The 24,725-nt window shown below is 51.5% G+C and carries 15 protein-coding genes and 1 pseudogene; 1 reads left to right on the top strand and 15 read right to left on the bottom strand.

Going from position 1 to position 24,725, the window contains the following annotated elements:
- Window positions 1-39: 39 nt before the first annotated feature.
- Window positions 40-8,169, bottom strand: a complete 8,130-nt coding sequence (locus JNO48_13405) for a Cna B-type domain-containing protein (GenBank protein ID QTE68165.1) — start codon at window positions 8,167-8,169, stop codon at window positions 40-42.
- 708 nt (window positions 8,170-8,877) lie between these two features.
- Between JNO48_13405 and JNO48_13400 the strand changes: the two genes are divergently transcribed.
- Window positions 8,878-9,510 carry a hypothetical protein gene (locus JNO48_13400; GenBank protein QTE68164.1) on the top strand — a complete coding sequence of 211 codons (633 nt, stop codon included), beginning with the start codon at window positions 8,878-8,880 and terminating at the stop codon, window positions 9,508-9,510.
- An 81-nt stretch (window positions 9,511-9,591) separates the two neighbouring features.
- On the opposite strand, the pseudogene JNO48_13395 reads toward JNO48_13400, so the two are convergent.
- The 14 genes and pseudogenes from JNO48_13395 to JNO48_13330 all read right to left on the bottom strand — a co-directional run bounded on the left by JNO48_13395 (window position 9,592) and on the right by JNO48_13330 (window position 24,139).
- Window positions 9,592-10,500 (bottom strand): annotated as a pseudogene (locus JNO48_13395) (IS3 family transposase).
- Window positions 10,404-10,976, bottom strand: a complete 573-nt coding sequence (locus tag JNO48_13390) for a helix-turn-helix domain-containing protein (GenBank protein QTE68163.1) — start codon at window positions 10,974-10,976, stop codon at window positions 10,404-10,406. The pseudogene JNO48_13395 and the gene JNO48_13390 overlap by 97 nt, the downstream one beginning before the upstream one ends.
- An 80-nt stretch (window positions 10,977-11,056) precedes the next feature.
- Entirely contained in the window at window positions 11,057-11,650 is a 594-nt protein-coding gene (locus JNO48_13385; GenBank protein ID QTE68162.1) for a hypothetical protein, read from the bottom strand.
- Between the two features lie 246 nt (window positions 11,651-11,896).
- Window positions 11,897-12,016 carry an LPXTG cell wall anchor domain-containing protein gene (locus tag JNO48_13380; protein QTE68161.1) on the bottom strand — a complete coding sequence of 40 codons (120 nt, stop codon included), beginning with the start codon at window positions 12,014-12,016 and terminating at the stop codon, window positions 11,897-11,899.
- Window positions 12,017-12,217: 201 nt separating this feature from the next.
- Window positions 12,218-12,685 carry an IS200/IS605 family transposase gene (tnpA, locus tag JNO48_13375; protein ID QTE68160.1) on the bottom strand — a complete coding sequence of 156 codons (468 nt, stop codon included), beginning with the start codon at window positions 12,683-12,685 and terminating at the stop codon, window positions 12,218-12,220.
- A 191-nt stretch (window positions 12,686-12,876) separates the two neighbouring features.
- The gene (locus JNO48_13370) at window positions 12,877-14,253 is read right to left on the bottom strand and encodes an isopeptide-forming domain-containing fimbrial protein (protein ID QTE68159.1); all 1,377 of its coding nucleotides are present in this window, start codon (window positions 14,251-14,253) and stop codon (window positions 12,877-12,879) included.
- 246 nt (window positions 14,254-14,499) lie between these two features.
- Window positions 14,500-15,093 (bottom strand): signal peptidase I, encoded by a 594-nt coding sequence (lepB, locus tag JNO48_13365; GenBank protein ID QTE68158.1) that lies wholly within the window; start codon window positions 15,091-15,093, stop codon window positions 14,500-14,502.
- A 68-nt stretch (window positions 15,094-15,161) separates the two neighbouring features.
- A complete protein-coding gene (locus tag JNO48_13360; GenBank protein QTE68157.1) occupies window positions 15,162-15,551 on the bottom strand; it encodes a hypothetical protein in 390 nt (129 codons plus the stop codon).
- 37 nt (window positions 15,552-15,588) lie between these two features.
- Entirely contained in the window at window positions 15,589-17,646 is a 2,058-nt protein-coding gene (locus JNO48_13355) for a hypothetical protein (protein ID QTE68156.1), read from the bottom strand.
- Between the two features lie 41 nt (window positions 17,647-17,687).
- Entirely contained in the window at window positions 17,688-18,494 is an 807-nt protein-coding gene (locus tag JNO48_13350; protein ID QTE68155.1) for a MucBP domain-containing protein, read from the bottom strand.
- A complete protein-coding gene (locus tag JNO48_13345) occupies window positions 18,481-19,440 on the bottom strand; it encodes a sortase (protein ID QTE68154.1) in 960 nt (319 codons plus the stop codon). Before JNO48_13345 ends, JNO48_13350 begins: the two co-directional genes overlap by 14 nt.
- Window positions 19,437-20,045: a signal peptidase I gene (gene lepB, locus JNO48_13340; protein ID QTE68153.1), complete on the bottom strand. Its 609-nt coding sequence runs from the start codon at window positions 20,043-20,045 to the stop codon at window positions 19,437-19,439. Before lepB (JNO48_13340) ends, JNO48_13345 begins: the two co-directional genes overlap by 4 nt.
- A 98-nt stretch (window positions 20,046-20,143) precedes the next feature.
- Entirely contained in the window at window positions 20,144-21,058 is a 915-nt protein-coding gene (locus JNO48_13335) for a class C sortase (GenBank protein QTE68152.1), read from the bottom strand.
- 90 nt (window positions 21,059-21,148) lie between these two features.
- Window positions 21,149-24,139, bottom strand: a complete 2,991-nt coding sequence (locus tag JNO48_13330; GenBank protein QTE68151.1) for a hypothetical protein — start codon at window positions 24,137-24,139, stop codon at window positions 21,149-21,151.
- Between the last annotated feature and the right edge of the window lie 586 nt (window positions 24,140-24,725).

Genomic DNA, 24,725 nt, shown 5'->3' with positions numbered 1-24,725 from the left:
TACAAAATCCGGGAACCGATTTCTCAGTCCCCGGATCTGTCATTTGTGTGCTTTTCTTTTCCGGTCCATCAGGAGTATTCCCGCAAACGCCATCAGGGCAATTCCGGTCAGGATGTACGGTGCGGTGCCTTCGCCGCCTGTGGAAGGCAGTGCCACACCGGGCCTGTTGTCCACAGTGAATGTAGCAGGTAGGCTTTCCGTCGCTGCTGTATAGGTTACCAGGCTGGATGCGACAATTGACTCTTCGTTGACCTTCCCGTTTGCAATTGTGAACGTGATCGGCGATGCCAGCGGCATATATCCGGCTGGTGCCTCCGTTTCCACAATCCGATATTCGCCGTCCGGCAGTCCTGTAAATGACAGTTCACCGACATTATTTACCGCGGCAGCATCCCCAACGGGGACGAATGCACTTCCGCCGTTCTTCCGGTCAAGGCGGAATTCGGCTCCGGTCAGGAACTCATCAGGAGATTCATCGCCTTCTTCTTTGTGCTTCCGCTTGATGATTCTGATATCCGTTTTGTTAAGTGTGTTGGTAACTGTCCAGGTCAGGTTATCCTCATTCAATGTGGCTTCCTCTGATGTGTAACCAGGAACTGGCAGTTCCTCAATCGAATACTCAATGGTCTGCCCCGCTTTTGTGATCTTGGGCAGGTTTGTCCAGTTAACAGTTCCCCAGTCTGCGGTTTCGTCTTCCGGACGGGTCAGTGTCTGTTCCGCCGGCTGCTCATCTGTCGTAATCCCTTCACTGGCCATTTCTGCATCGTTCAGTGCGGTATTGTTCACTTTGGCAATCAGCCTGAATGTGATGCTTCCCGGACGTGTATCATACCTATTGCCTTCATCATCCCAGACTTTGGTCGCATGCCGTTGCGTGAATTCTGCCTTGTTGATAAACTCGTTTTCTCCTTCTCCAGCCATGAAGGTGTAACCATCAGGCTCCTGTGTTTCTTCAACAACGTAGTCCCACTCGGTTTCTCCGTCCCTTGCCGGCAGTCCGCTGATCCGGAAGGTATACTTCTTTCCTTCCGTCATGCTGACCTTTTCCACCGTGATTGCGTCCGTCTGAGGCGTAACGCTGCAACTGAAATTCTCCCCGTCGGGTGTTACCGTGATCGTATATTCAAACGAGGTATCCTTCTGTCGTGCATCGCCTTCTCCGCTGTACCGGCTCAGCACAACGGTCAGGCTCTTGTCTGTCGGCCAGTCAACCGCTTCTCCCAGGTGAGTCTGCCATGTCTTGGAGAAATCTTCTGCTGTCTCTGTAACAGTATTGGTTACGCCCAGATTATTCTGGCCCTTCCGTTCCAACACGATTGCTTTGATACCTGTCGGATTATTGTTAAACACTCCCTGGCTCCATCCGGATATCACACTGTATTCAGGATTAAACTGGGAAACATTCTGGATAAACTCTCCGTTTTGATAGCTGTAACCCACTTCCTGAATCCAATAGCGGTATGCCCCGTTTTTCCCGGCCGCAAGTGTCCTGTTAATTGTAACCGTCCAGTTTGTTTCCTCGCTCAGCACAATGTACGGCCCGCCTGCTGTCGTCGTGTCCAGGTATTGGTCACCCACATTGCCGTCATTCGGGATGGGGAGCCCAGCACCGCCGGACCAGTTTGCAATAGGTTTATTAATCTTTGCTGTATAGTCTTCAGCACTTCCCGGATTATAATTCATGTCTGCAAGCCGGTATACCTTGATATACACTTTTGTTCCCGGTTGTGGCTTGCCTTTCCAGGCCTTGGTAATAGTAAGATCCGTTCCCTGGGCATTCATCAGGCGGTCCTGGTCCTGTGCAATCTCTTGATCAAACATAATGATCTGCCCGTTAGCTTCCCAAACCGCCGGAAGAATCGCATACCAGTCAAAGCCGTCATCGAGTTGTGTGCCGGACAAATCTTTGTACATACCGGTTTCTACCAGCACATATTGATATCGGACTGATTCATACTGGTTTGTATTGTTGTTATAGATAAAACCATATTTGGGAAGTCCGCCCTTATGCTCTCCCTGATTGATCGTCCAGTGCCAGTCTCCGGCATAATCCACCGTAAATGTATTATTACCTGGATCTTTCACAGGATTCCCTGCGCTGTCATATCCAACCCGGATTCGATCTCCATATGGTCTCCATCCGTCTTTTTGAACAATTGGGACGTTTGGGTGGAATTGTTGAATCGTTATTGCTATGTCTTCAACCGCCCTGCGGTATATCTGTACCTCGATTACACGGTTTTGCTTAAGGACATCAAAACCTGTCACCGTATACAGGGATCCGTCCTGATGCATAAGGAATTTTTTCTTGATATCCATTTGCATGTATCCGCCCGGTGCTCTGTTTGTAACGGTGATGGACCCTGTTCCACCCTCCACGTACGCATTGTATGGGTCCTGGACCTGTTCTGAATTTGGATCTGTGTGTCTTCCCTGGCTGGAAACATAGCTGTCCTCTTCAATGAAACGGCTGTTCCTTAATTCTTCTGGAATTGTGGTTTTGTCAAAAGCAACCTTACCATTCTCCTTGGTTTCAATAATATAGTAGCACAACTTGTTCCCGGGAGTTTCTTCATCACCCGGATAATAATCCGGCAGTTCTTTCTCCCATTTCCACTGGGTTGCTGGGCTCAGTTCCAGGTTCTCATATCGTATGTTGTTTTCATCCACATAAACCCTTGCGCTGTTATTGCCTTCCGATGTTCTGTAGCAGTACAGTGTAAAGTGAACGGCCGGCATATCGTTCTTATTAACAATATCCTTCCATTCCTTGTAAACTGTAAATGTAGCTGTGGCAATACTGTTGGTTATGAGGGCTTTCTGGTTCTCCCTGCTTTCATCCATCAGATAAGAATAATAAGTCGTGACTTCTTTTTCACCAACGGTTGTTGTACCGTCTTTGGAGTAAAGAACTTCATCCCCCCGCTTAACCAGGTATCCTGTTTCTTCAACGGTATACACGATTTCCTGGCCATTGTAGTACTTCGGCAGGTTCCGGAATGTTCGCTCTGATTCAGCGGTTGCTTTGGAGATGGTCATTGTATCCGGATCCACCGTAACCTCATGATCGGACTGCAGCTTTACTGTGATTGTCCAGTCAAGTGTGTCGGCTTCAATGCCGGTCCACTTTTTCTCCACCGGAATATTAATGGTCTTCGGCGTATTGGTTACAGTAATCACGCCGGCAGTGATATCGCTGTACTCAATTGTATAAATATCATCCGGTGCAGCAGACGACCATGCTGCGTCATCGGGCACCTGTCCTTCTTCCAACTCTCCAAAGTATGCCGCCGTTTCTTCAACGCTGTAGATATACTCCACCAGCGGATCCGCCATGGAATCCACATACCGGGGCAATTTCTCCCATGTATAGCTGTTTGTCCAGTCAGTGTTCCCAACAAGTACGGCCGGATTCTCTCCGGCTTCTTCCGCCGGAACCGCTGTCTTCTCTCCACCTTCACCCGCAGTTCGATACAGTTCGAACCGGATTCCCTTTGCCTTCTGGTAATCCGTCGTTCCTTCTGCCCAGTTCTTGGTTACGCTGATGTTCACCGTCGGAACATGAATATTCTGAACCTGAATGGTGACTGCGCTGTTCAGCCCGTCCTGTTCTCCACCGATTATGGTTCCGGAGATTACACCATCACCGTCCACTGATGCACGGCCTTCCGGTGTAATCGTCACTACGCCCTGCTGATAGCCTTCAACCGGCGTCTCCTGAATAGTAAATCTTGTTCCGCTCGGCAGGTTGCGGATCCACTTCGGCTCAGTGTCACTTCCCTTCAGTGTCACTGTCGCGGTTCCATTTGTGAACGTCACATCCCCGTGCTCGCCCGTAAAGGAAGCCACTGCATCTCCGTTTTCATCCACAATGGTAATCGTGAATACAAACTCCCGGTTTGGATCACATCCCTCGCCGGCAACCGTTTTCTTCAGGGAAATGTCGCCAAGTGTTGGCAAAACAGGATCATTGGTAACCGTAAATGCTATATTCTCTGTCCTGGCAGATATCGGTCCGCTTGGATTGATAGTTGTGATATATCCAGGTATAGAGATTTCTTCAATCCCGTAATAGTATTCACGGCCATAGTCATCAAAAATATCCAGATGCCTGAATACATTCTCCCAACTGTTTCCACTGTTCAGTACCATGGTGAGTGTCTGGAAATCGGAATCGACCGCATACCCTTCTGGCAGGCCTGAATTGCTCCTGTTGCCGCCCAGTACAGCAACACCGCCGGAAGCGATCAGCATACCGGAATTGAATATCCTCTTTCCGGAATTCGCATCAAGGTAAATGTCTACAGTCACATCACCGTTCACATTCCGGAACGATATCGTATTATCGTTGTTGCTTAAAGATCCGTTATGTACAACAACTCTCTTTCTTGTGTAATTGTATGGTGAAATATCAAACGAGTACTGAATTGGGTTTCCATTTGTATCCTGCCGTGGAACTGTCACTTCAGATACTTGTTCTGTATTTGCAGTGATTGTCCCAAGCGTCCAGTTATACTGCACAGAATGATCCGGATTATGCACGTTTCCAATCCATACGCCGTAATACGGGTTCGAGGCGTTTGATGTATGAACACGTATGGTAACCTTGGTCTCGTTATTGTTGTTTTTCTCCCGGTATGTAGTATTTACTGTCGCATAACTGGTTGATCCGGCCGTAATCGTTACTCTGGTCGGGCTGATAGATGTTCTTCTATGTTGGAAATGATCCGGGTGTGTGACATTGCTGCTGTCCACCGATAATGTGTATGTTCCGGCAGGCAGCGTGTTTTCTCCCAATACAAGCTGTCGCGTCACGCCATCCTTTGTCGCGTAATACTTAAATCCAGCTGGCAGGTTTCCGTTATAGCCAACAACTTCATGTGTCAGGTCGAGTTTTCCGTCTGTCAGTACAGGATCTGGCGGTGTGGGTGGTGCACTGGTATCCGCATAACGAATCAGGCGCACTGTCACACTGTCATTGGCGTGATTATCGTTTCCGTCAGTCCACGTTTTCTTAACAGTAATATCTGTCTTGCGCTCATATTCGTTATAAACATAGAATTCAAGGAACGCGCTCAGTTTATTCTGCCGGTTGGTCATCGTAAACGTTCCAAGCACATCCGGAATCGCGGTATATCCGCTTATCTCATGATCCGGGTGGGCATCCGGCCGTTTGACATACTCAGTCACGATTTTCGTGTTGCCGGTATATTCCCAGATGTCTCCATTTTTATCCATAATGGTCTGGGGAATGCTTTCCTGGTCTTCTTTGATATATATCAAGGCATACGTGTTATTTGATACGATTTTCCCAACGTCATAATCATACAGCGTGCCGGAACCGTTGGCACCAACCATGATATTCTTGGTATGTAGCTTGGTATAGGATTCAAGGTCCAGTCCATTCAGAACAGAGGGATCCTGAACGCCATAATAATCCGCGACATAATTGGCGCTTTTGTTTTTGCTGTAGTAGATATCAAACGAGTATTTGGGATCACTTGCAACCTCAATAGGATTGCCTTGCTTGTCCACCACATATTTGATGATTTCAACTGCGACGCTGCCATTATTGCCGGTATCACCCAGTACAAAATCCATTCCGCTGCCGGAGTGATACTTATCATTATCAATACCATCCGGAATATCTCCCCAGTACCAGGTACCTCCAAGCCCGTTCAGGCAGGCAGGGCACTTGTTATTCTGGAAATCCCAGTAATTGAAGCTTGCAGACAGCAGCACTGTTGTCGTAGCTTCAATGGGTTTAGCATTTAGGTTTTCATTCGGATTCTCCGCATAAACCAGTTCACCGTTGTGTCTTAGCGGAACGGTAACTTCCTTCGGAACAGTCACAGTATAGTAAACTGGTGTGCGAAGACGTGCCTGTTGGCTATCATAATTGCCATTTTGTCCAGGAACATCCGTGTAAGATACTTTAAAGAAGCCTTCAATCCGAACCTGGTCTGAGTCACTCGGCCCGTCATTCTTACCGTTGTTTGAATAACCAGTCACATAGAACATGTTGTCCATGGGAGTGGTGGATCCGTCCTCATTCATCTTATATGCGGTTATTTCGGAATAAACCATATCTTCCTGCTTGATCGCAATCTTTTCACGGTCAATTGTGCAGGTATATGGATTGTCTTTATCTACAACAATGGCGGTTCCGTCTGCTTTGTAATACGTGCCATAAGCGAATGCCATGTTCAGGTTCACGTGGCCCGTAACTGAAATATCAATATGATTTACCGCATTGGTGACCCCATAGGGGCTCGTCGGCAGCATAGGAATAGCAAGGAATACCTCCGCAGCTGATGAAGCAGGATTATTGCCGGAAATTTTCAGCTTCCCCAGTTCTTCTTTAACGCCTATATAATTATTATTTCCGTTCCCATGGATTGTATGGTTAGTATTATCATACTGAAGCGCACTGGCTGCCGCCTGGCTGACCGCAGTTTTATTGTTTCCGCTTCCCTGGACTTCCTCAACTGTAATACCTGAATCTGCATTCGGATTAATATATCTGTATGAGAACTCAATCGGCAGCTGATTACCGTCAAACCGAAGAGCCTCCTCGGTCATCTTCAGATTATGTGAATTCCCATTTGCTTCACTGTAGGTCCACATCACCGGGGAATCCATTTCAACCATGTTTGTATCTGCATGATAAATACATGGAATCAGCGTTCCATCCGCTTGAACGGTATAATACTCATTCCCCTGTTTGACAATTACGACATACTTGTTGTTCCCTGGCGGAGTCGTATTCCGGAATGTAAAGGCAATATGTTCTCCGATATTGTCGCCGTTATCCTGTCGATAGGCTGCGAATCCACCGGGATTGCCGTTCCCCCAGCGGTTAAGGTGATAGATTGTTTCACCCAGTGTTCCTTTGATTTTATAGGTGTTGTCTCTCTGCTGTTCTACTGAGAAAGCCTGTGGCGTATCCCCGATGACTACCTCAGCGCTTTGTCCATTCCCGTTCCTGAAATTCAGGTATCTTTTTGTACCATTCTCGACAGTGAAGATATAGTACTCTCCCCGTGTTCCGGTTGTTTCAAAGAACCATAAAGCAGCGTCGGATTGGGTAGTTGTTTCCTGCAGACGTCGAATATTTTGGTCATAAGTACGCAACGCTGTTACATAATATGTTCTGCCGCCATAAGTGTTGCTGAATATCGCTGCTTGTCCCACCAGGTCAAATCCCTGTTCTCCGGGATCTGTAATTACGCCATAAACCGAGAACGATTCCGCTTGGAACTGGATATCATTTTCGGATACCTCAACGCTCTCGATTACTTCCGTACCTTCATCTCCGAAGTGTACAACTGCCACTGTATCCGGATCATCCGGCATTTCATCTAGTGAGATATTGACCGTAACCGTTCCATTGGGCTCAATCTTCTCACCTTCATAGGCAATTCCAATGTCAAAGAAATGAGCAGTCCCGACATCTTCTGCATTCAGCGCCCTTGCAGCCTGTGTTTTATATATATAATATCTTGGATCATCCGGCGTAATCTCCGCAGCCGTCAGCTCCGCATCATCCGGAATGCCGGAATCGGATGTGAAGGACACGTCAATCGCAAAGGTCTCACCGCTCGCTGTGATCACCTTGATGACCTTCTTCACCTTCTGGAAAAAACCGTAGATGGAGAAACTGTCGCTTGTAAAAGACAGGGTATCAATCGCTTCATCATCATCCGCCGCTGCGGCCAGGGAATCCGTGGAAACGTCCATAACCTCCGGGGTATTCTCATCGAAATGGACAGCCTGTACATCGATCTCTTCCGTAACAGCAATCGCTTCCAGGAAGGTGATCTGCACATCAATGTCCGCTGCCGGTTCGAACTCGGTTTCTTCCCCGTCAATCACCGCAATAAACGCGATATCAAAGAGCCGGGCAAACTCGCCCATCTCCTCGTCTTCCTCCAGGGTTTCCGCCATCATTTCCCGGTAAAACTCATACAGTTCCGTTCCGGGCAGGACCTCCGCCACGCGCATGGAAACATCTGCCGGGAGCATGGCATCCTTCCCGATCACAGCGGTAACGGTATAGTCCGCGCCCTCATGAACTAATGTTCCCTCGAAGTATACAGGAATGGGAACAAAGCCCGCCTGGAGCATGGTAATGGATTCTGATGTGTCAATCACCGGAACGGTTTCCAATGATTCAGGAATATCTTCCAGAGCATCTGCCGGCTCAATGGGATTTCCCTCATCTGTCAGGATTGCCGGATCGCTGACAGGCACATCCTCGTTGTCCTCCTGCATTTCCCCGGTTTCCACCGGAATCTCCGGTTCTTCTGCAGCCGGAATTTCCCCGTCTGTTTCTTCCGGGATTTCAATGGATAACGGTGCTGCCGGTTCTTCCCCGGGCTCCGTTTCGGATGGGATATCTGTTTCTTCCTCTGCGACACTCACATCCGGGAGCTCCTGTGCGGGTTCTGCTGTCGTTTCGGCAATTTCGGCAGGTTCCGTTTCAGGTACAGCAATATCCTCTGCAAACGCACCCACGGTTTGCAACAGCATTAGGAAGCTCAGCAGTACCGCCAGCAGACGGCGCCTGATGTCCTTCCCTGCATATTGCCGATTCATGAAACAACCTTCTTTCGTGTTCACCTGGTATTTACAGGCAATCCGAGTCACGGATAGAAAATTAAATATGTTTCTTTCGGGACATACTTATACAATTGATATTATACTTGAAAAGCGGCGGAACTGCAACCTTTGCGACTTGTCTTTGAAGGTTTTTTCCTGTTTCATGTTTTTTTCTGTCTCTGACCGTTCCGGGTTCAGCAGGAAACGAATATATGCTCGCAGAAAATTAATATATATAATAGACATTTTTTTGAATTGAATAAGGAGGCTCCCGACATGAAGAAAATCCTTTTCCTGGTCATGGTCGTGTCACTTGTTTCAGTCCTGTGCTTTGCCAGTGCGGAAGGTTCCATGCTGGATGCGGTTTATAACAGTCTGGATGCTGATGTCGGCATCCATCTGAACTACACGATGCATTCTGCATCCATGGGTGCCGAAATCAATTATGATGTCCATGCAAAAGGCACATCCGGCTACACAGTTAAGACTTCCTATGCCTTCGGGCTGTCTGCTGTCAGTGCAAGCTGTTTTATCGGAGATACATCCTACATGCTGAATCCGGATCAGATGGAGGCCCAGGCCGTCCTAACCCTCTCGCCCTCCCTCCTGAAATATCACAGCTATATTCGCTCGGATGAGCTGGGCAAGCTAATAGACAAATGGGCCCATAACTCAAGCTATAAAATCGAAACGCGCGAAGTGGACAGTGTTTCCTATACGGTCGAAGTATACCCGGCCGACGGCGGCACGGAAGTTGCTTTCTACTTCGATGAATCCGGTCGTCTCTCCTATGTACGCAACGATTCAATTTCTTCCCTGGGAGAACTGTTCTACACAGTGAGTGCCATCGACTCCGAAGTGGATGAATCCCTCTTTGATATCTCAGCCTATACGATTATCCAGAAATAAATGATACCCACATTACAAAAGGAGCAGGGATCACTTTGATATGTACCCAGTTTCCTGGACACATTGATTTATGCTCGAGGCTCAACCCATGGATGCCAACCTGTATTTTACGGGTGGCATCCATTTTGTTTTTGCCTGGATGCGCTCATTGTTGTAGTAGTCAATATACTTGGCCATAGCTTTGGAGAATTCCTCATATGATTTGTAGTCTTTCTCGTATCCATAAAACATCTCGTTCTTTAGTCGTCCGAAGAATGTCTCCATAATACTGTTGTCATAACAGTTTCCTTTTCGGGACATGGACTGAATAATGCCACGTTTCTCAATCGTATTTCTGAAATAAGCATGTTGGTACTGCCAACCCTGGTCAGAATGAAAGATCAGACCATTAAGTGAGGAAAACCTGCTCAGCCCCTTATCCAGCATCCGTCGGATCTGTTCCATGTTTGGACTTAACGAGAGATCGTATGAGATGACCTCATTTGTGTGCATATCCAGAATTGGAGAAAGATAGCATTTTCCCCAAGATAAATTGAATTGAGAAACATCTGTTGTCCATTTTTGCAAAGGCTTTGTTGTACTGAAGTCTCGGTTAATGAGGTTATCTGCCACCTTTCCAACTTCTCCCTGATAAGAATGGTATTTTTCTTTCGGGCGTTTGCCTTTAAGGTCCATGCAGTGCATTAATCGCTGGACCTTTTTGTGGTTTACCTTATATCCTCTGTTGATCAGTTCGTGGTGTACTCTCCGGACACCGTATCGACCTTTATTATGTTCAAAGATTTCCCTGATCACACTTGCGACTGCTTCGCTCCTTTTGGCTACCACATCTTCTTTTGAAACTTCGTAATAGTACGTTGATCTGGAAAGGCACATCGCTTTAAGAAGATACTTCAGTTGGTATCCTTCTTCTCTGAGTTCTTTGATGATCGCTGCTTTTTCGCCTTGAGACGCGCAGCTTCCTTTTCTTCTCTCAAGGCGATCTCTTTTTTTATGACTTCGATTTCCGCTTTGATATACTCGTTTTCAGCCCTTAGCCTTACGAGTTCTTCATACTCGGACTCATTAAGTTTCCTAGGGTTGTTGTAATTGATTTTCTTCATATGGGGCTCCTTTGGTGGTCGACCTTTTCTCTTGTTTATAAGGCCATTATACCCCTCGTTCTTATATTTGCGAACCCAGCAAGTAAGTAATCCGCTATTTATACCCGCCTCATTAGCTACAAACTGGATTGATGAACCACCTAGGACTTTTGCAACCAGCTCATATCTCTCTTCTGGGGTCCAATCCTTATTAGTTTCCCGGGGTTTGAGAATATCTGGCCCATTTGCTTCTACTACATGAAACCATCGCAGGATCATATTATGAAAGTATCGCGCTTCTTTAATACCTGTAGGGGTCTCAGGCCACCTTCCTTCTCTGTACATCTCAATACATTTCATCTTGTACTCATAACTGTAACGCATAAAAATACCCTCCTTACTGGGTGTCCAGTAAAGAGGGTACATATCACTTCCCTGCTCCTTTTTGATGTTACTCAGTTTTATTATTGCCCTTCATACATTGGCCGGTATCTCTTGCCGCTGAGCATCCACATCAGCAGTGCTGCACCGTACACGAGCGTCAGCAGGCAGAACAGCCAGACGAAGCTCATATAGATCGGCTGGTTGTAGATCTTGAAGAATGGATACGGCCCGAAGTCGGGAATACACAGGTTCACAATAAACATGATCAGTGTATAGATCAGGGTCGGGACCAGTGCCAGTGCGGCATCCTTTTTCCGAACCGGCCGGAGCATCGTCACCAGGGCGACTCCCATGATCGGGCATATCGTATGATGGAACAGCGCGTTGGTTCCCAGCATGTAGCTGTAAAAGCGTCCTTCCATCGGCATCAGTACAAAGGCTACTACAGAAAAGGTCACAGTCGTCAGACAGGTTGCGGTGTACAGGTATCGGTTCAGCCGTTCACTCACCGGCTTTTTCCGAAGCACGGTAAACAGGTGGATAGCTGTCACCACTGTCAGGAAATAATTGCTGAGCTGGGTATAGTAATAAAACTGCCGCCATCCTGCCTCAATACTCGTCAGGATGAGGGCAACAATCTCCCCGACAAGAATACATATTTCAATAAAAACCATGCCGTTTCCCTCTTCTGAAAAAAATCGCCAAACCTATGTAATCATCAGAATCCGATATAGGAATTCCTCTTTTTTACTCGGTTGCACATATTCTCCGATAATACAATTATACAAGACAAATCCAAATGGTGCAATACATTTTGCACTATTTCATATGAAAAACAATTTCTGAACCGGTCTCCAAAACAGAGAAATCCCGGTCTCCGAAGAGACCGGGAAAAGTCGTTAGGTTAACTGGTTGGTAGATCAGTTGTTGGCCTTGCGGCGGGCAACCAGGACGATTGCAGCACCAACCAGCAGGATGCCGCCGACGATGTAGAAGATCGTGGGAAACCGGCCGATGACCGCCGGTGGCGGAAATCTCATCGGCTGGTTTCTCATCCGAAAGGGAGCAAGCTCCACAGTGTGGAGTTGCGACCATTGAGGATGCGGCTGTCGATGACCACCGGTGCTGGAGAAGTAAAGATCCACCGGCATAGCCGGTGGCTTTTCTTATGCGGCCATAGGCCTAGAATACTAGCCCGCGCCCTCGCAGGCGCAATTACGGTCTGCCAACCGCGTAGACTGTTACTGGCCACCCGTAAACGGGTTATCGTTGGCCTTTCCCAGCATTGTTAACTGTTCTCCCATCTTGTCCTCTTCCAACTGATGCCGGATATACTCTGCGATTGCCTTAGTATTCTTTCCTACCGTATCTACGTAATACCCCCGGCACCAAAATTCACGGTTCCTGTACTTGTACTTTAGTTCCCCAAACTTTTCGTAGATTAGCACACTGCTTTTTCCTTTCAGGTAACCCATGAAACTTGATACCGCTACCTTGGGTGGTATGCTCACCAACATGTGGATATGATCCGGGCATACCTCTGCTTCATGGATTTCTACACCTTTCCATTCACATAACTGTCGGATGATCTTTCCGATCTCCGTTTTCTTTTCCCCGTAAAACACTATCCTTCGATACTTCGGCGCAAACACTATGTGATATTTGCAGTTCCATCTCGTGTGTGCTAAACTCTGTAAGTCGTTAGCCATCTAATGACCTCCTTTTGCTCCTTTGCAGTTGGCAGACCGCATTGGCATTATAGCAAAAGGAGTTTCTCTTTCATTCGCATAGCTATAAGCTCTCCCGAACCCCACGCCTAGCGTGGGGTTTTATGAATACAATAAATCCCGGTCTCCCATCCGGGAGACCGGGACGTGTCAGTTGTTCAACCGATCAGGAATCAGTCGTTTGCCTTGCGGCGGGCCACCAATACGATCGCTGCGCCAACCAGCAGGATACCGCCGATGACGTAGAAGATCGACGTACCGATGCCACCTGTGGAAGGAAGCTCAGTACCAGCCTTGTTCTCAACGGTAATTTTTACCGATTCCGTCTGTCCCTTTGTGATTTTAACTTCTGTTCTGGACGGAAGCTTGTTGTAACCGTCGGGAACAACAACTTCTTCCAGGTAATACTCTCCAGGGGCAAGACCGCGGACATTGCAGCCTGTGGCACTGTTAATGTCAATCGTCACGTCCTCATCGGCAGTGGGATCTTTGACATACTTGCCTTCTCCGTCCGCAGCAATTAGGATCTGATTACCATCAGTCAAAGCATCATACAGTTTGAATTCAGCGCCATCCAGGAAGTTCGTTCCATCTGTTTTCTTAACAACGAAATCATAGGTCTCTACATAAACCTGATCTTCTGAATGCTGTTCTGAATAATCAAGTTCGACTTTATTCACATTATCAGTAGCACTGTCAACAACTGCATTCGCATTAATAATCGCATCATAGGTTACTGTAATTGTTTCTTCCTCATCTACTGTAGCCACATAAACAGCAGAGAATACGATAGTAATCGTTCTGCCTGAAACAGTGACTTTCCAGTTCTCGGTATCTGCATCATCTGCCACTTCTGTACCGTTAATCTTGATCGTACCGGCAGTGTAATCCAAGCCATCCGTCATTGTATCTTTCAGGGTAATCGAAGCGTTTGTGCCAGTTCCATCAGTTACGACAATCTGATAATGGACTGTATCACCAACGTTTGCATCAACCGGGCCATCAGCATAGTCTTCACCAGTTGTTTTCTCTTTCTTGTCTACTGTTGGAACCGTATTCTTTTCAACAACTTTAGCAATATCTTGGTCGCTGTGAAGTGCACACAGAGAACCGGCGGAAGAAGTCACAAAATAGTATCCAGCAGGAAGGTTGGTAAATACCGCTTCACCATTCGCTCCTGTTGCCGTTGCTTTTCCCAGAGCATTGCCGAGCTCGGAAACATGCTCTGCCAGGTATGCTGCCACTTCAGCTACGCCGCTTTCATTTAGTGCATCAGCATTATTAAGGGTATATTGTGTGCCATCAGAACTGGGAGTAAATGTAAAACCGGCACTTACAAGTACAGAACCGATGGCGGTATACTCCTCAGCAGACAGGAAATAACTGACCGCTTTGTCTTCTCCTGTGACGCTTTCCGTGTAGTTCAGGATTTTGTACGCGGTGTAGGTCTCATCATCAAGAACATTCTGGACTGTAATCGTACCCGCAAACGCACTGCCGACCATCAGGATCATCACCAAGGTCAATACCAGGGAAATCAGCTTCTTCATGATTCGCTACCTCTCTTCTGATTAATATTCTCTCTTGACTGTTTCAGGAAATTCTGTGCTGTTGCTTTTTCCCGAAACCGGAAACACATGTTGTTGTGTCTTTTGATGACATTATCTTTCAATATTTTCTTCCGGAAACCGGTGCAATAGTATTATTGCTTCTTTATTTATATCATTTTATCGCTCCAACCGTTGATTGTCAATACTTTCACGGCCTTTAAAAGGGCATCCGGTTTAAATTCTCCGTCAGAATCCGTAATACTCCAGGCTGTTCAGCGGCCAGACCCGTACAAAGATCTTGCCAATCATCTCCTCCTCCTTGATACACCCGTAGTTGGTCGCCCGACTGTCCTCGCAGTTGTCCCGGTTGTCCCCCATCACGAAGAATTCGCCCTGGGGTACAGTGTAGGGAAACTCGATATCGCACTGCCCAAGCGCATACTCCGAGATGTAGTCATCCTCCACCAGGGTTACTCCGTTTACCGTTACGTGACCTTCCTCGTCAATCTCAATGGTATCCCCGCCCTCTCCGATAATCCGTTTCAGGATCAGCTTGTTGTTGAAATAGAACGCGCAGATATCGCCCTTTTCCAGTTTGTTCGTCTTGTACACCAGCACGATATCCCCCGGCTGGAAGCCCGGCTGCATGCTGGTGCCGGTAATCCGGATCACCGGGAGAACCAGGGTAGCGATCAATACCGCGATCGCCGCGACCACGACGACCGTTCCGGCGGTACCCTTCAGGGCCTGCCGGTATTTTCCCTTGCTCCGGGTCTGGCTCATCTCGGTTTCGATTTCCTTCAGCCCCGGAAGATAGTCTCCCTTCGGTTTCCTCGCCATACTCCGCTCGTGTCCTTTGTGTGCTGTATTTCAGCCGGTTTTACCGGGCCGGCGTCCCGTCCCGGGGATTATTCCGCCCCGGCTTCTTTTTCCTTTTCTTCCCGGTTCCCGTTTTCCCGGATGTCCTTCGCCAGCTGGTCCACTTCCTCCTGGCTCGGGAGGTCATCGGGATTCACGTCGATGGATGTCAGCTTCTGCATCAGGCGCAGCTGCTCTTCAATCTTCTTCATGCGGATCTGCAGGTCTTTGGCCGCGCCCTGCATCCGGAGTTCCTCAATCCGGCTTTCAAAATCCTTCCGGGCGGTTTCCAGCTGCTTTTCCGCCGCGATCTTCGTCTCCTCCGCCTGCTTTTCCGCTTTCTCGCAGCGTTCCCGCAACTCGAGGTTTTCCTTGCGCATGTTGTATATCAGTTCCAGGAGTTCAAACCGGCCATAGCTTTTCAGCATGTTTTTTGCCATGTCGTCACTCTCCTCTGTCAGTAATGTTTGGGGTTCATCAGATACCGGGAATGGGTGTGGCCGAAGCCGCATCCGCTTCCGGCGTTGCTTCCGCTGCCGGCTGTCCCGCCGCTTCAGTTCCCGGATTCTCCGGTGCCGGGCCATAGGTTGCCGCCACGATGGCGTCGCCCCAGGTGATGAAATCCAGGATCCTGTAGTTCTGCAGTTCGCTCGTGTAGAAGTCAAAGTAAACGTTCGAGTACAAGGGAATCAGCGGCAGGTATTCCGTCAGCTTTTCCTGCATGGTGATCCACTTCTGCATGTAGCCGAGGATGTCGTGCGGTTCGGTTTCGCACATCAGTCGGCAGTACTCGTACATCTGCGCATGCACCCAGGCCAGGGAGTCTTCTTCCGGTGCTTCCGGATCCCCCGGCAGGAAGAACAGCTGCGGGTCAAATTCAATGTTGAAGTCATCGCCCAGGTAGAAGATGTCGATATCCGCATCCCGGTCGTTGTATGCCTTCAGCAGGTCTTTCATCGTCATGGGCACCAGTGTCAGCCGGATCCCGGCCTCCTGCAGGTGCGGAATCAGGTACCGGTCCATCGAGATCGTACCGGTCTGGTTGGTCTCCGGGTAGGCGCAGGTCAGGTCCAGCGCCGTGAGTTCCCCGTCAATCTCCTTGCACCGGAAAGCGTCGCGTCCCGCCTCATACGGCTCGCCGTTCTCATTCAGGTTCCAGCCGTTTTCCTCCAGCAGCTGAACTGCCTTTTCCACGTCCAGGGAATACTTGGTCAGTCCGTCAAAGCTGAGCTTCTTCCATTCTTCGACTGTGTCCTCGAACGCCTTCTTCTCTGCCGCGGTCGGATTCTGCAGCGGTCCGCCGGCAATGGTTTCATAGCGGGTTTCCGATGAGCCGACCAGTTCGTACATCCACTGTCCGATGCCCATCAATCCGTCCATCGGGAGTCCGTACTCATCGCTCGTATAGTCGTAAACCATCGGCTCCTTGTCCAGGCAGTACGCAATGGCTTTGCGGACGTTCTTCTCCTGCAGTGCCGGCCGGTCCGGGGTGAAGGTGAAGAACGTCAGGCCGATCCGGGGATAGTTGCTCACGGAGTAGCCATCGGTTCCGGAAAGCTCAATGCCTTTGTCGATGGTATCCTTCCGCGTTACCTTGTTCAGCAGCTGCAGCTCGTCGGCGGCCAGTTTTTCCACCATGTTGTCGTTCTCCGCCAGGGTAAAGCGCAGGTTGGGAATGGTCGGCACATTGCCTTCCTCATCCCCTTTGAAGTACGGGTTGATCCGGAAGGTCGCTTCCTTCCCGTCCCAGCCGGTCAGGACGTACGGCCCGCAGCCCACAGTCGGGTAAGAGAGGTATCCGAACCGGGGATCCATCACCGTCGCCTGCAGCAGTTCCTTCGAGAAGATCTCCCGGTCCACGCCGGGATTGGCATTTCCGATATAGGCACCCTCCCCGTCGTCAAACACCTTGCATCCGGGAGCAATCTCCTGGATCGGGTATGGCAGGAAGCCGAGGCGGTACAGTTCAAAGAAATACGGAAGGTACTCGTGCCGGACCGTAAACCGGATCATCACGTCGCTGATGACCCGCACGCCGGAGAAAGCCTTCGCCTGGCCGGTATAATACTCTTCGCTGCCCTTCAGGTAGCTCAGGTCCAGCGGAACGCCGCCCAGCTCGGCGATCACGGGAGATCCCTGGAGCAGCACGGAAAACGCATAATCCCATGCGGTGATCCGGCTGCCGTCAGAGAAGTACAGGTCGTCGTACAGCACAAAGGTATAGGTCCGGTCGCCTTCCTCGTTGTCCACCATGGTCAGTCCGCTGACCACTGCGTTGTTCTTGCGGAATATGCCGGTGTCCTGTCCCCATACGGTCAGGTAATAGCTGTGCAGGATGGACCGCACATCGATGTCCGTCGTGGCATTGCCCCAGCAGCCCGTGAAAAATTCCCCGTCCATGGGGGTCGGATTGGCGACGATCAGCTCGTCATAATCCTTGTCCGCGTCGGGCACAGGGACGTCCGCAAGCTCGCCGGACGCCGCCGTGCAGCCCAGAAGCAGGACCGCCAGGAGAAGAGAAATCAGTCGTTTCATCGGGGATCCCTTTCTGTCGTAAATTCAGTGGTGGATGCCGTTTATTCGAAGCACACGCCGACGTGCATCTGCAGTTCGCCCAGGCCCAATGGTGTTTCATACTCCGGAATGTTCACAATCACGATGCTGTCGTCGTTCCGGATATAGATGACCGTAAACTGCAGGTCCCGTTCCGGCATCACGCCGTTCACCCGCAGGATGGAAGCGGTATAATCGGGAATCACCGGGCTGTATACGTCGTAAATGTCGTCCGGCCAGTAGGTACCCTCATACGTCTGGTGGGCCGGCGTCCCGTCCTCATAGATGTAGCGGATCGTCACCTTATACGGATTCTTTTCCTTGGGAACGGTCACGTTATTCTTCAGCACCGCCTGGGCGTCCATTTTGCCGCTTCCGGCCTCCGGGATATGCGCCACGAAGTTCTGCACTGTCATTTCCTTCGGCACGCCCGTGGCAATGCCGAAATAGATGCCCCGGGGCAGGCTTTCGAATACGATCACACCGTTTGCGTTGCTCTTCGCGTTGGCGCTGGGGTTCATCCCGCTGGTGTTCACAATTCCGCGGATATTCCGCAGGGCGGTACGCATCTTGGCCCCGGACTGTTCTGTCCAGGCTTCCATGTAGCCGGTTTCGGCAAAAGCGCCGTCCAGCTTCCATGTGTCTCCGTCCTCCCCGCCGATCCGGTACAGGTTCAGGGTGATTCCGGCCGTGGAAACGCCCTGGTTATTTCCCTGGATAGTCACGGTCAGCGATCCGGCCGGGCTCTCCGCCGCGGCAGGAGCGCACAGGCAGCCCAGCATCACCGCAGCGGCGGCGATGACTGATATTAGCTGCTTAAACCGTTTCATCCTGTTCTCCCGTCCTTTCCGGTTCGTCCGCATCCGTCTCTTCATCATCCGGATCCGTCTTTTTCTTTCTTCTCTTCTGCTCCGTCGGCAGCCGGTAGCTCCGCTTCTTGAAGCGCTCAATGACGCCCATAATCAGCAGTCCGGTTATAAACACCGGGATGCCCATAAACAGCACGTTCACCAGGTCGGACGGCACGTCCGCCCGGTCCTGGGCCGTCAGCCTGTCCCGCACGTCCGCCGCCGCGGTTCTCCGCGCGCGGACCAGCAGCGCCCGGCCCGATTTTTCCGTCACCAGCGTCAGCAGCTGGCTGCCGCTCTCGCCGGAAATGTCGACTCCGGAAAGGCCGTCCACGGAAAGGGTCTGTACACCTTCCACCCGGAAGATCATCGTGCGGTCCAGCACTTCCAGGAAAACCAGGTCGTTCGGAACCACCCGGTCCAGGTCCTCCAGCATCCGCGCATCTGTCAGCTGCAGGTCGCCGAGGAATCCGGCGGCCTTCTGCGCACCGGGCCCCGCCAGCACGATATGCGTTCCGTCCATGTCGGCCGGCAGTGCCGAGCCTTCCACATGCACCAGCTTCTCTGCCGCGCTTTCCGCGCCGCTGTGGTAAATCGGCAGGTATACGTTGATCCCGGGAATCTTCAGCTCGCCGATCACCCCGTCGCAAACGTCCATCCGTGCCCGGTATTCCGCGGGAACCCGCCTTCTTCCGGCGAATACGTCCGGAATGCCTTCCGGCTCCAGTCCGGTATTGTAGTAACCGGTTTCCTCGATGGCCGTCTCGATTTCATCCGCGGACTTCAGGCGCACAGCCCGGTGGTATGCCTTCATGGTCTGCGCGTCGCGCTGCCGGGCCAGCTGGTCCGATACCACCGGATACAGCAGCCAGGCGGCCGCCGCGGCAATCAGCAGGAATACCAGGAGACGGCCGAATACTTTCTTCATACGCCATCCTCCTGTGCGGGCTCTTCCGAACCCGCCGCGCCGATCCGGTACGCCGGCCACAGCACGAACCGCACCTTCCCGATCACTTTCTCTTCCAGCACCGTCTCATAATCCGCATGCCGGCTGTCCACGGACAGGCTCAGCTGGTCGCCTTCCACAAACAGCGTGCCTTCCTCCAGGTTCAGGCGGCGTGTCCGGATCCCGGCGTCCAGGTTCCGCCCGGTGGTTTCCGGTTCCGCCAGCGTCACGCCGTTCACCCGCAGGTGGACGTACGGGCTCACCAGCACCTGGTCGCCCTCCCGGGCCAGCACGCGCTTGATCTGCGTGCCTGTTCCGGTTTCATACAGTACGATATCGCCCTGCCGGTACGTTTCGCCGTTTCCGCGCCATACCAGCACCAGGCTTCCGTCCGCCAGCGTATCGCCCATCGCAGGGCCGTGGAATACTGCCAGCGTACAGTAACGGTTGAATACAAACCATCCGAAAACACAGCCCAGTACCAGGAAAACCAGGAGCCCGGTGATCAGCCGTTTCCGTTTCAGCACACGGCGGACGCGCTTCATTTCCCGCAGCAGTTCGTCGTCCTTCGGATGGTAGATCTCCATGGTCTCGCTCCTCGTGTTCAGTTGCATGAAATCGTTTTTCTATGATACCTGACAGTATAATGATTCCATGCCGATAATTCAAGAGTTCCCGGTTCCGCTCAGCGCCGGTTTTTCCTGCGTCCGCCGGTCATCACCAGCACCCACAGGACCATCAGCACCAGCACGGGCACCGCGATGAACGGAGCCACATACAGCGGATCGATCCGCAGGCCGTCCGCCGTAATACGGACGTTCAGCTTCTTCTTCTCATTCTCGATCCGCGAACCCCGCACCAGCAGCCGGTGCGTATTGATGCCGTAGGGCGTGCACGTCATCAGGGTACACAGGTCCCTGCCGGGAATGATCTCCAGCTCCTCCATTTCCTCCGGCTCAATCACCGTAATCCGGTCCACTTCATACGTCAGGGTCTGGTCCAGGATGGTCAGGTAAAAGATATCCCCGACCTCCATCGCGTCCAGGTCGCTGAACAGCCGGGCGCTGGGCAGTCCCCGGTGTCCGCTCAGCACGCAGTGGGAGGCAAAATCCGGAATCAGGAAATCCTCCTCGTTGCTGTGCGTGCTGCCGGCCGGCAGCGATGTGCCCGCGATATGGCCGATCGAGGTCTGCAGCACGGAGTCTGTCGTTCCGTGGTACAGCGGCAGGTTCACGTTGATTTTGGGAATCGTGATATATCCCATATTCCCGGTGCCGTCGGCGTTCAGCTGGGTTTCATAGTCCGCCTTCAGGTTCTCGTCATGGTCCACCAGCCAGCGGTTCGGCAGCTCCGGCAGCCGTTCGTTGTAGTCCAGCGCAGCCGACCAGATCGTCTCGTATTCTTCATTGGTCAGTTCCGCCACGCGCTGGGCGTAGCCCATAATCGCGCGGGACTGATGCAGGCTGTTCCAGTATTCGCTGAAGGACGGATACGCCATAATCACGGCGCCTGTCAGGAGAATCAGAACCAGCACCAGGTTGGAAACCCGGTGGTTTTTCTTTTTTCTCTTTTTCCGGGTCTTTTTCTCCTCGTCCTTCATGCCTGTCCTTCGTCTCTCCCCGGCCGGATTGCCGGATGAAAATAGGTAAAATTCAAGCCATGACCGTCACCGGAAATGGCTTGAATCGGATCACTGTACGTCTTTGAATCCTTCAATGTGAATCCGGATCCGCCAGTAATAAAGGTAGTTGTCCTCGGTCACAACCACGTCCATCGTCTCGCCGGTCGCGCCTTCCACTTCGGTCCAGTTCTCGTTGTCCGTGCTCATAATCCACTGGACGGTGTAATTCAGTTCTTCGTATCCGGTCAGCAACACCGAGAAGTGTGCGACGGATCCGATTCCGGGATGTTCATCGTCCCAGCTGATCGACACCACGGCGCTCCGGTTTTCCGGCAGCGCGCGTTCCTCTGCAGGCTCTTCCGCGGGTTCCTCCGCTTCAGCGTCCTCGCCATCCCCTGCCGGTTCTTCGGGTTCTTCACCCTCGCCGTTCTCTTCCGACTCTTCCGTGCCTTCGCCTTCAGCGCCCTCTGCCGGTTCTTCCGGCTCTTCGGACTCTTCCGGTTCGTCAGCTGCTTCGCCGTCTTCCGGTTCTCCGGTTTCCCCGGTCATTTCATCTTCCGGTTCCCCGGCTGTTTCTTCGGCTCCGTCCCCGGTTTCTTCCGGCTCATCTCCGGATTCTTCTTTTTCTCCGGTCTCTCCGGTCGGTTCTTCCGGTTCCGCGTTCGTTTCCTCAGCTCCGTCTCCGGTTGCTGCAGCTTCGTCTCCGGAATCTTCCGCATCTCCGGTTTCTTCTTCGCCGGTCATTCCGCTCGGCTCACTTTCCGCTTCCGCAGCCGTTTCTCCGGCGCCCTCTCCGGGCTCTTCCGGCTCATTCCCGGATTCTTCCGTATCGCCGGTTCCTTCGCTCATTTCACCTTCCGGTTCCGCAGCCGTCCCTTCAGCCCCGTCTCCGGACTCTTCCGGTCCGTCTCCGGGTTCTGCTGTATCCCCGGTTTCTTCAGGTTCTTCTGTGTCTCCCGTTTCTTTGTCCGGTTCTTCCGCGGCCGGTGTCCCGGTGGTTTCTCCGGCTTCTTCAGCCGCTTCGTCCTCCCCGGTGTCTTCACCCGCGGCCTTTTCAGGAGCCCTGCAAAGCTGCAGCACCTCGCTCACAGTGCCGTCCTGCATCACAAAGCGGTATTCGTCGCCTTCAGCCAGTTCCACTGTCATGTGGTCGCCGTATCCGGCTCTCTTCCATTTGCCGTCTTCCACCTGTTCGTTCCGGATCTGCCAGGTGGATATACCGGTCAGTGCCGGTTCGGCATTCGCACTCAGCGTCACGGTCTCTCCGGCCTGCGCGTTTTCGATTCCGGTAACCCAGGCACGCAGGGTGACCGGTTCACCGGGTTCTTCGTCAAATCCTTCAGCTTCGCCGTTTTCTTCCCTGGTTCCCTCTGCTTGATTCACCTCGGTCGGGTTTTCATCTGTTCCGGTCTCGTCCGCGGCAGGCTCATCATTCGTAGGTTCGTCACCAGCGGGCTCTTCAATCCCCGGCTCTTCCGCTGCCGGTTCATCCGCAGTGGGTTCATCTGTCGTCGGTTCGTCCGCAGTGGGTTCATCTGTCATCGGTTCGTCCGTTACGGGCTCATCCACAGTGGGCTTTTCCGCAGCGGGTTCATCTGTCGTCGGTTCGTCCGTTGCAGGCTCATCCGCAGTGGGCTCTTCCGTTGCAGGTTCTTCCGTTGTCGGCTCGTCCGCTGCCGGTGCTTCTGCAACGGGTTCATTTGTCGTCGGTTCGTCCGTTGCGGGCTCATCCGCAGTGGGCTCTTCCGTTGCAGGTTCTTCTGTTGTCTGCACGTCTGCTGCAGTTTCATCCGCAGCGGGTTCATCTGTCGTCGGTTCGTCCGTTACGGGCTCATCCACATTGGGTTCTTCCGTAGTAGTTTCTTCTGTTGTCGGCTCATTCGACACAGGCTCTTCAGTTGCCGGCTCGCCCGTCGCAGGTTCTTCTGTCATCAGTTCATCCGTCACCGGTTCTTCGGTTGTCGACTCGCCTGTCGCGGGTTCTTCCGTTGTTGTCGGCTCGCCCGTTACGGGTTCTTCCGTCGTCGGCTCGTCCGTCACTGGCTCTTCCGTCGTTGGCTCTTCCGCCAGGGGTTCTTCCGTCGTCGGCTCGCCTGTCGCGGGTTCTTCTGTCGTCGGTTCCTCGGTCGCAGGTTCTTCCGTCGCTGGCTCCGTTACGGGTTCATCCGTCACCGGTTCTTCGGTTGTCGGCTCGTCAGTCACGGGTTCTTCCGTCGTCGGCTCGCCTGTCGCGGGTTCTTCCGTTGTCGGTTCTCCGGTCGCAGGTTCTTCTGTCGCCGGCTCTGTTATGGGTACTTCCGTTCCCGGCGCTTCTGTTACCGGTTCTTCGTTTGTTTCTTCTTTAATGGTGATTTTTACTTCATATGTTTCGGAAACCGTACCGTCTTCCAGCTGGAAGCGCACCAGGTTACCGTTGCTCACTTTGTCCTGATCCAGCGTCAGCTGTTCGCCGCTGCCGATTTCCTCCCATTTGTCTTCCTGCCATTTCCTGTCATGGACCTGCCAGGTAACCTTTCCTTCCAGGACTGGCTTTGCATTGGCCCTCAGGATAATGGTTTCATTCCCATCCTGCCTGTCGGTAATCCACGCGCGGGTTATCTCGGTTTCCGCCGCTGGCTGCTGTTCGGCTTCCGGTGCCGGCGTTTCACCGATATGATTGGAGGCTTCGTTCACTGCCGGCGTCACTTCCGGAAGCTGTTCGGCAACCACTTCAGGAGCAACCGTTCCGCCGCCGTTATCGAATATGCAGTATTCCGGAGCTTCATCGCTGATGAAATGCTCATAACCTTCCGCGTCTGTTATGGTTGGGGTTTCCCACGAATATTCATCTGTATCCCCGTCTGCTTCCGCCTCTTCTGCGCTGTCGTTTTCGGGGACAGGCGCCACTCCCGGGTTGCCTGCTTCAGTTACCTGATCAGCAGTTCCGGCCGGTGTCTCGTTTGCGATGGTGGTTTCATCAGGAATGTGTTCTTCCGTTTCGTCCGCGAAAGAAGCGCAAAGAAGGCCCATCATCAGGCAGCCGGCGATCATGATCGCGGCAATCCTTTTGATCATCTTCATCCTTGCTCCCTCCGTTCCGGATCCAATGGGGTCAGACAGTGTGCCTTTTGCCTTTCTTCCGTGTGTATGAATATACTTTTCCATTTTCTGTCAATATATTATAGCACAAAATAATTTCATTGATAGTTACATACAAAAAAAATAATCTATTATTTCGTATCTCCTATTTTCCATTACATAAAGCACATGGGACTAAAGGCAAGTCGCCCAGGACCAATCAGTATTTGATTTTTGCCCACTCTTTCTTGATATTCGGTATGCAAAACGGTTACATCCTGGGTTCTTTTTATCTTTGATGCCATACATTTTTTCTGTTTTGGTTACATGTTCGGTTACATTCATACTATTTTTCTCAGCCCATTGCCCATTTCACCGTTACATGGAATCGATCCAATGTAACTATCCGGATTATTACCTCAGTTTCCCGGACCCCTGCGCCGGCTTTTTCTCCGGACGGATGCGCCCCTGTCTGTCCGTGGATCCGGATATGCACTCCCCTTTTACATATAAATCGCAGCACTGCATGTCCGGCATTTGCCCGGTGTATTCCGCTCCTTTTCCCGCTTTTCATAACAAAAACGCCCTT

Source organism: Clostridiales bacterium (assembly GCA_017569285.1).
GTDB lineage: Bacteria > Bacillota > Clostridia > Christensenellales > Aristaeellaceae > Aristaeella.
Note: the sequence above shows the minus strand (reverse complement) of the source record. Positions and strands in the feature narration are given on the sequence as shown.

Coding starts and splice junctions, on each gene's coding strand:
- JNO48_13335 (QTE68152.1), bottom strand. CDS start 21,058: ATGAAGGACGAGGAGAAAAAGACCCGGAAAAAGAGAAAAAAGAAAAAC.
- JNO48_13380 (QTE68161.1), bottom strand. CDS start 12,016: ATGAGATTTCCGCCACCGGCGGTCATCGGCCGGTTTCCCACGATCTTC.
- JNO48_13350 (QTE68155.1), bottom strand. CDS start 18,494: ATGAAACGGTTTAAGCAGCTAATATCAGTCATCGCCGCCGCTGCGGTG.
- lepB (QTE68158.1), bottom strand. CDS start 15,093: ATGGCGAGGAAACCGAAGGGAGACTATCTTCCGGGGCTGAAGGAAATC.
- JNO48_13355 (QTE68156.1), bottom strand. CDS start 17,646: ATGAAACGACTGATTTCTCTTCTCCTGGCGGTCCTGCTTCTGGGCTGC.
- lepB (QTE68153.1), bottom strand. CDS start 20,045: ATGGAGATCTACCATCCGAAGGACGACGAACTGCTGCGGGAAATGAAG.
- JNO48_13345 (QTE68154.1), bottom strand. CDS start 19,440: ATGAAGAAAGTATTCGGCCGTCTCCTGGTATTCCTGCTGATTGCCGCG.
- tnpA (QTE68160.1), bottom strand. CDS start 12,685: ATGGCTAACGACTTACAGAGTTTAGCACACACGAGATGGAACTGCAAA.
- JNO48_13385 (QTE68162.1), bottom strand. CDS start 11,650: ATGGTTTTTATTGAAATATGTATTCTTGTCGGGGAGATTGTTGCCCTC.
- JNO48_13400 (QTE68164.1), top strand. CDS start 8,878: ATGAAGAAAATCCTTTTCCTGGTCATGGTCGTGTCACTTGTTTCAGTC.
- JNO48_13390 (QTE68163.1), bottom strand. CDS start 10,976: ATGCGTTACAGTTATGAGTACAAGATGAAATGTATTGAGATGTACAGA.
- JNO48_13370 (QTE68159.1), bottom strand. CDS start 14,253: ATGAAGAAGCTGATTTCCCTGGTATTGACCTTGGTGATGATCCTGATG.
- JNO48_13330 (QTE68151.1), bottom strand. CDS start 24,139: ATGAAGATGATCAAAAGGATTGCCGCGATCATGATCGCCGGCTGCCTG.
- JNO48_13360 (QTE68157.1), bottom strand. CDS start 15,551: ATGGCAAAAAACATGCTGAAAAGCTATGGCCGGTTTGAACTCCTGGAA.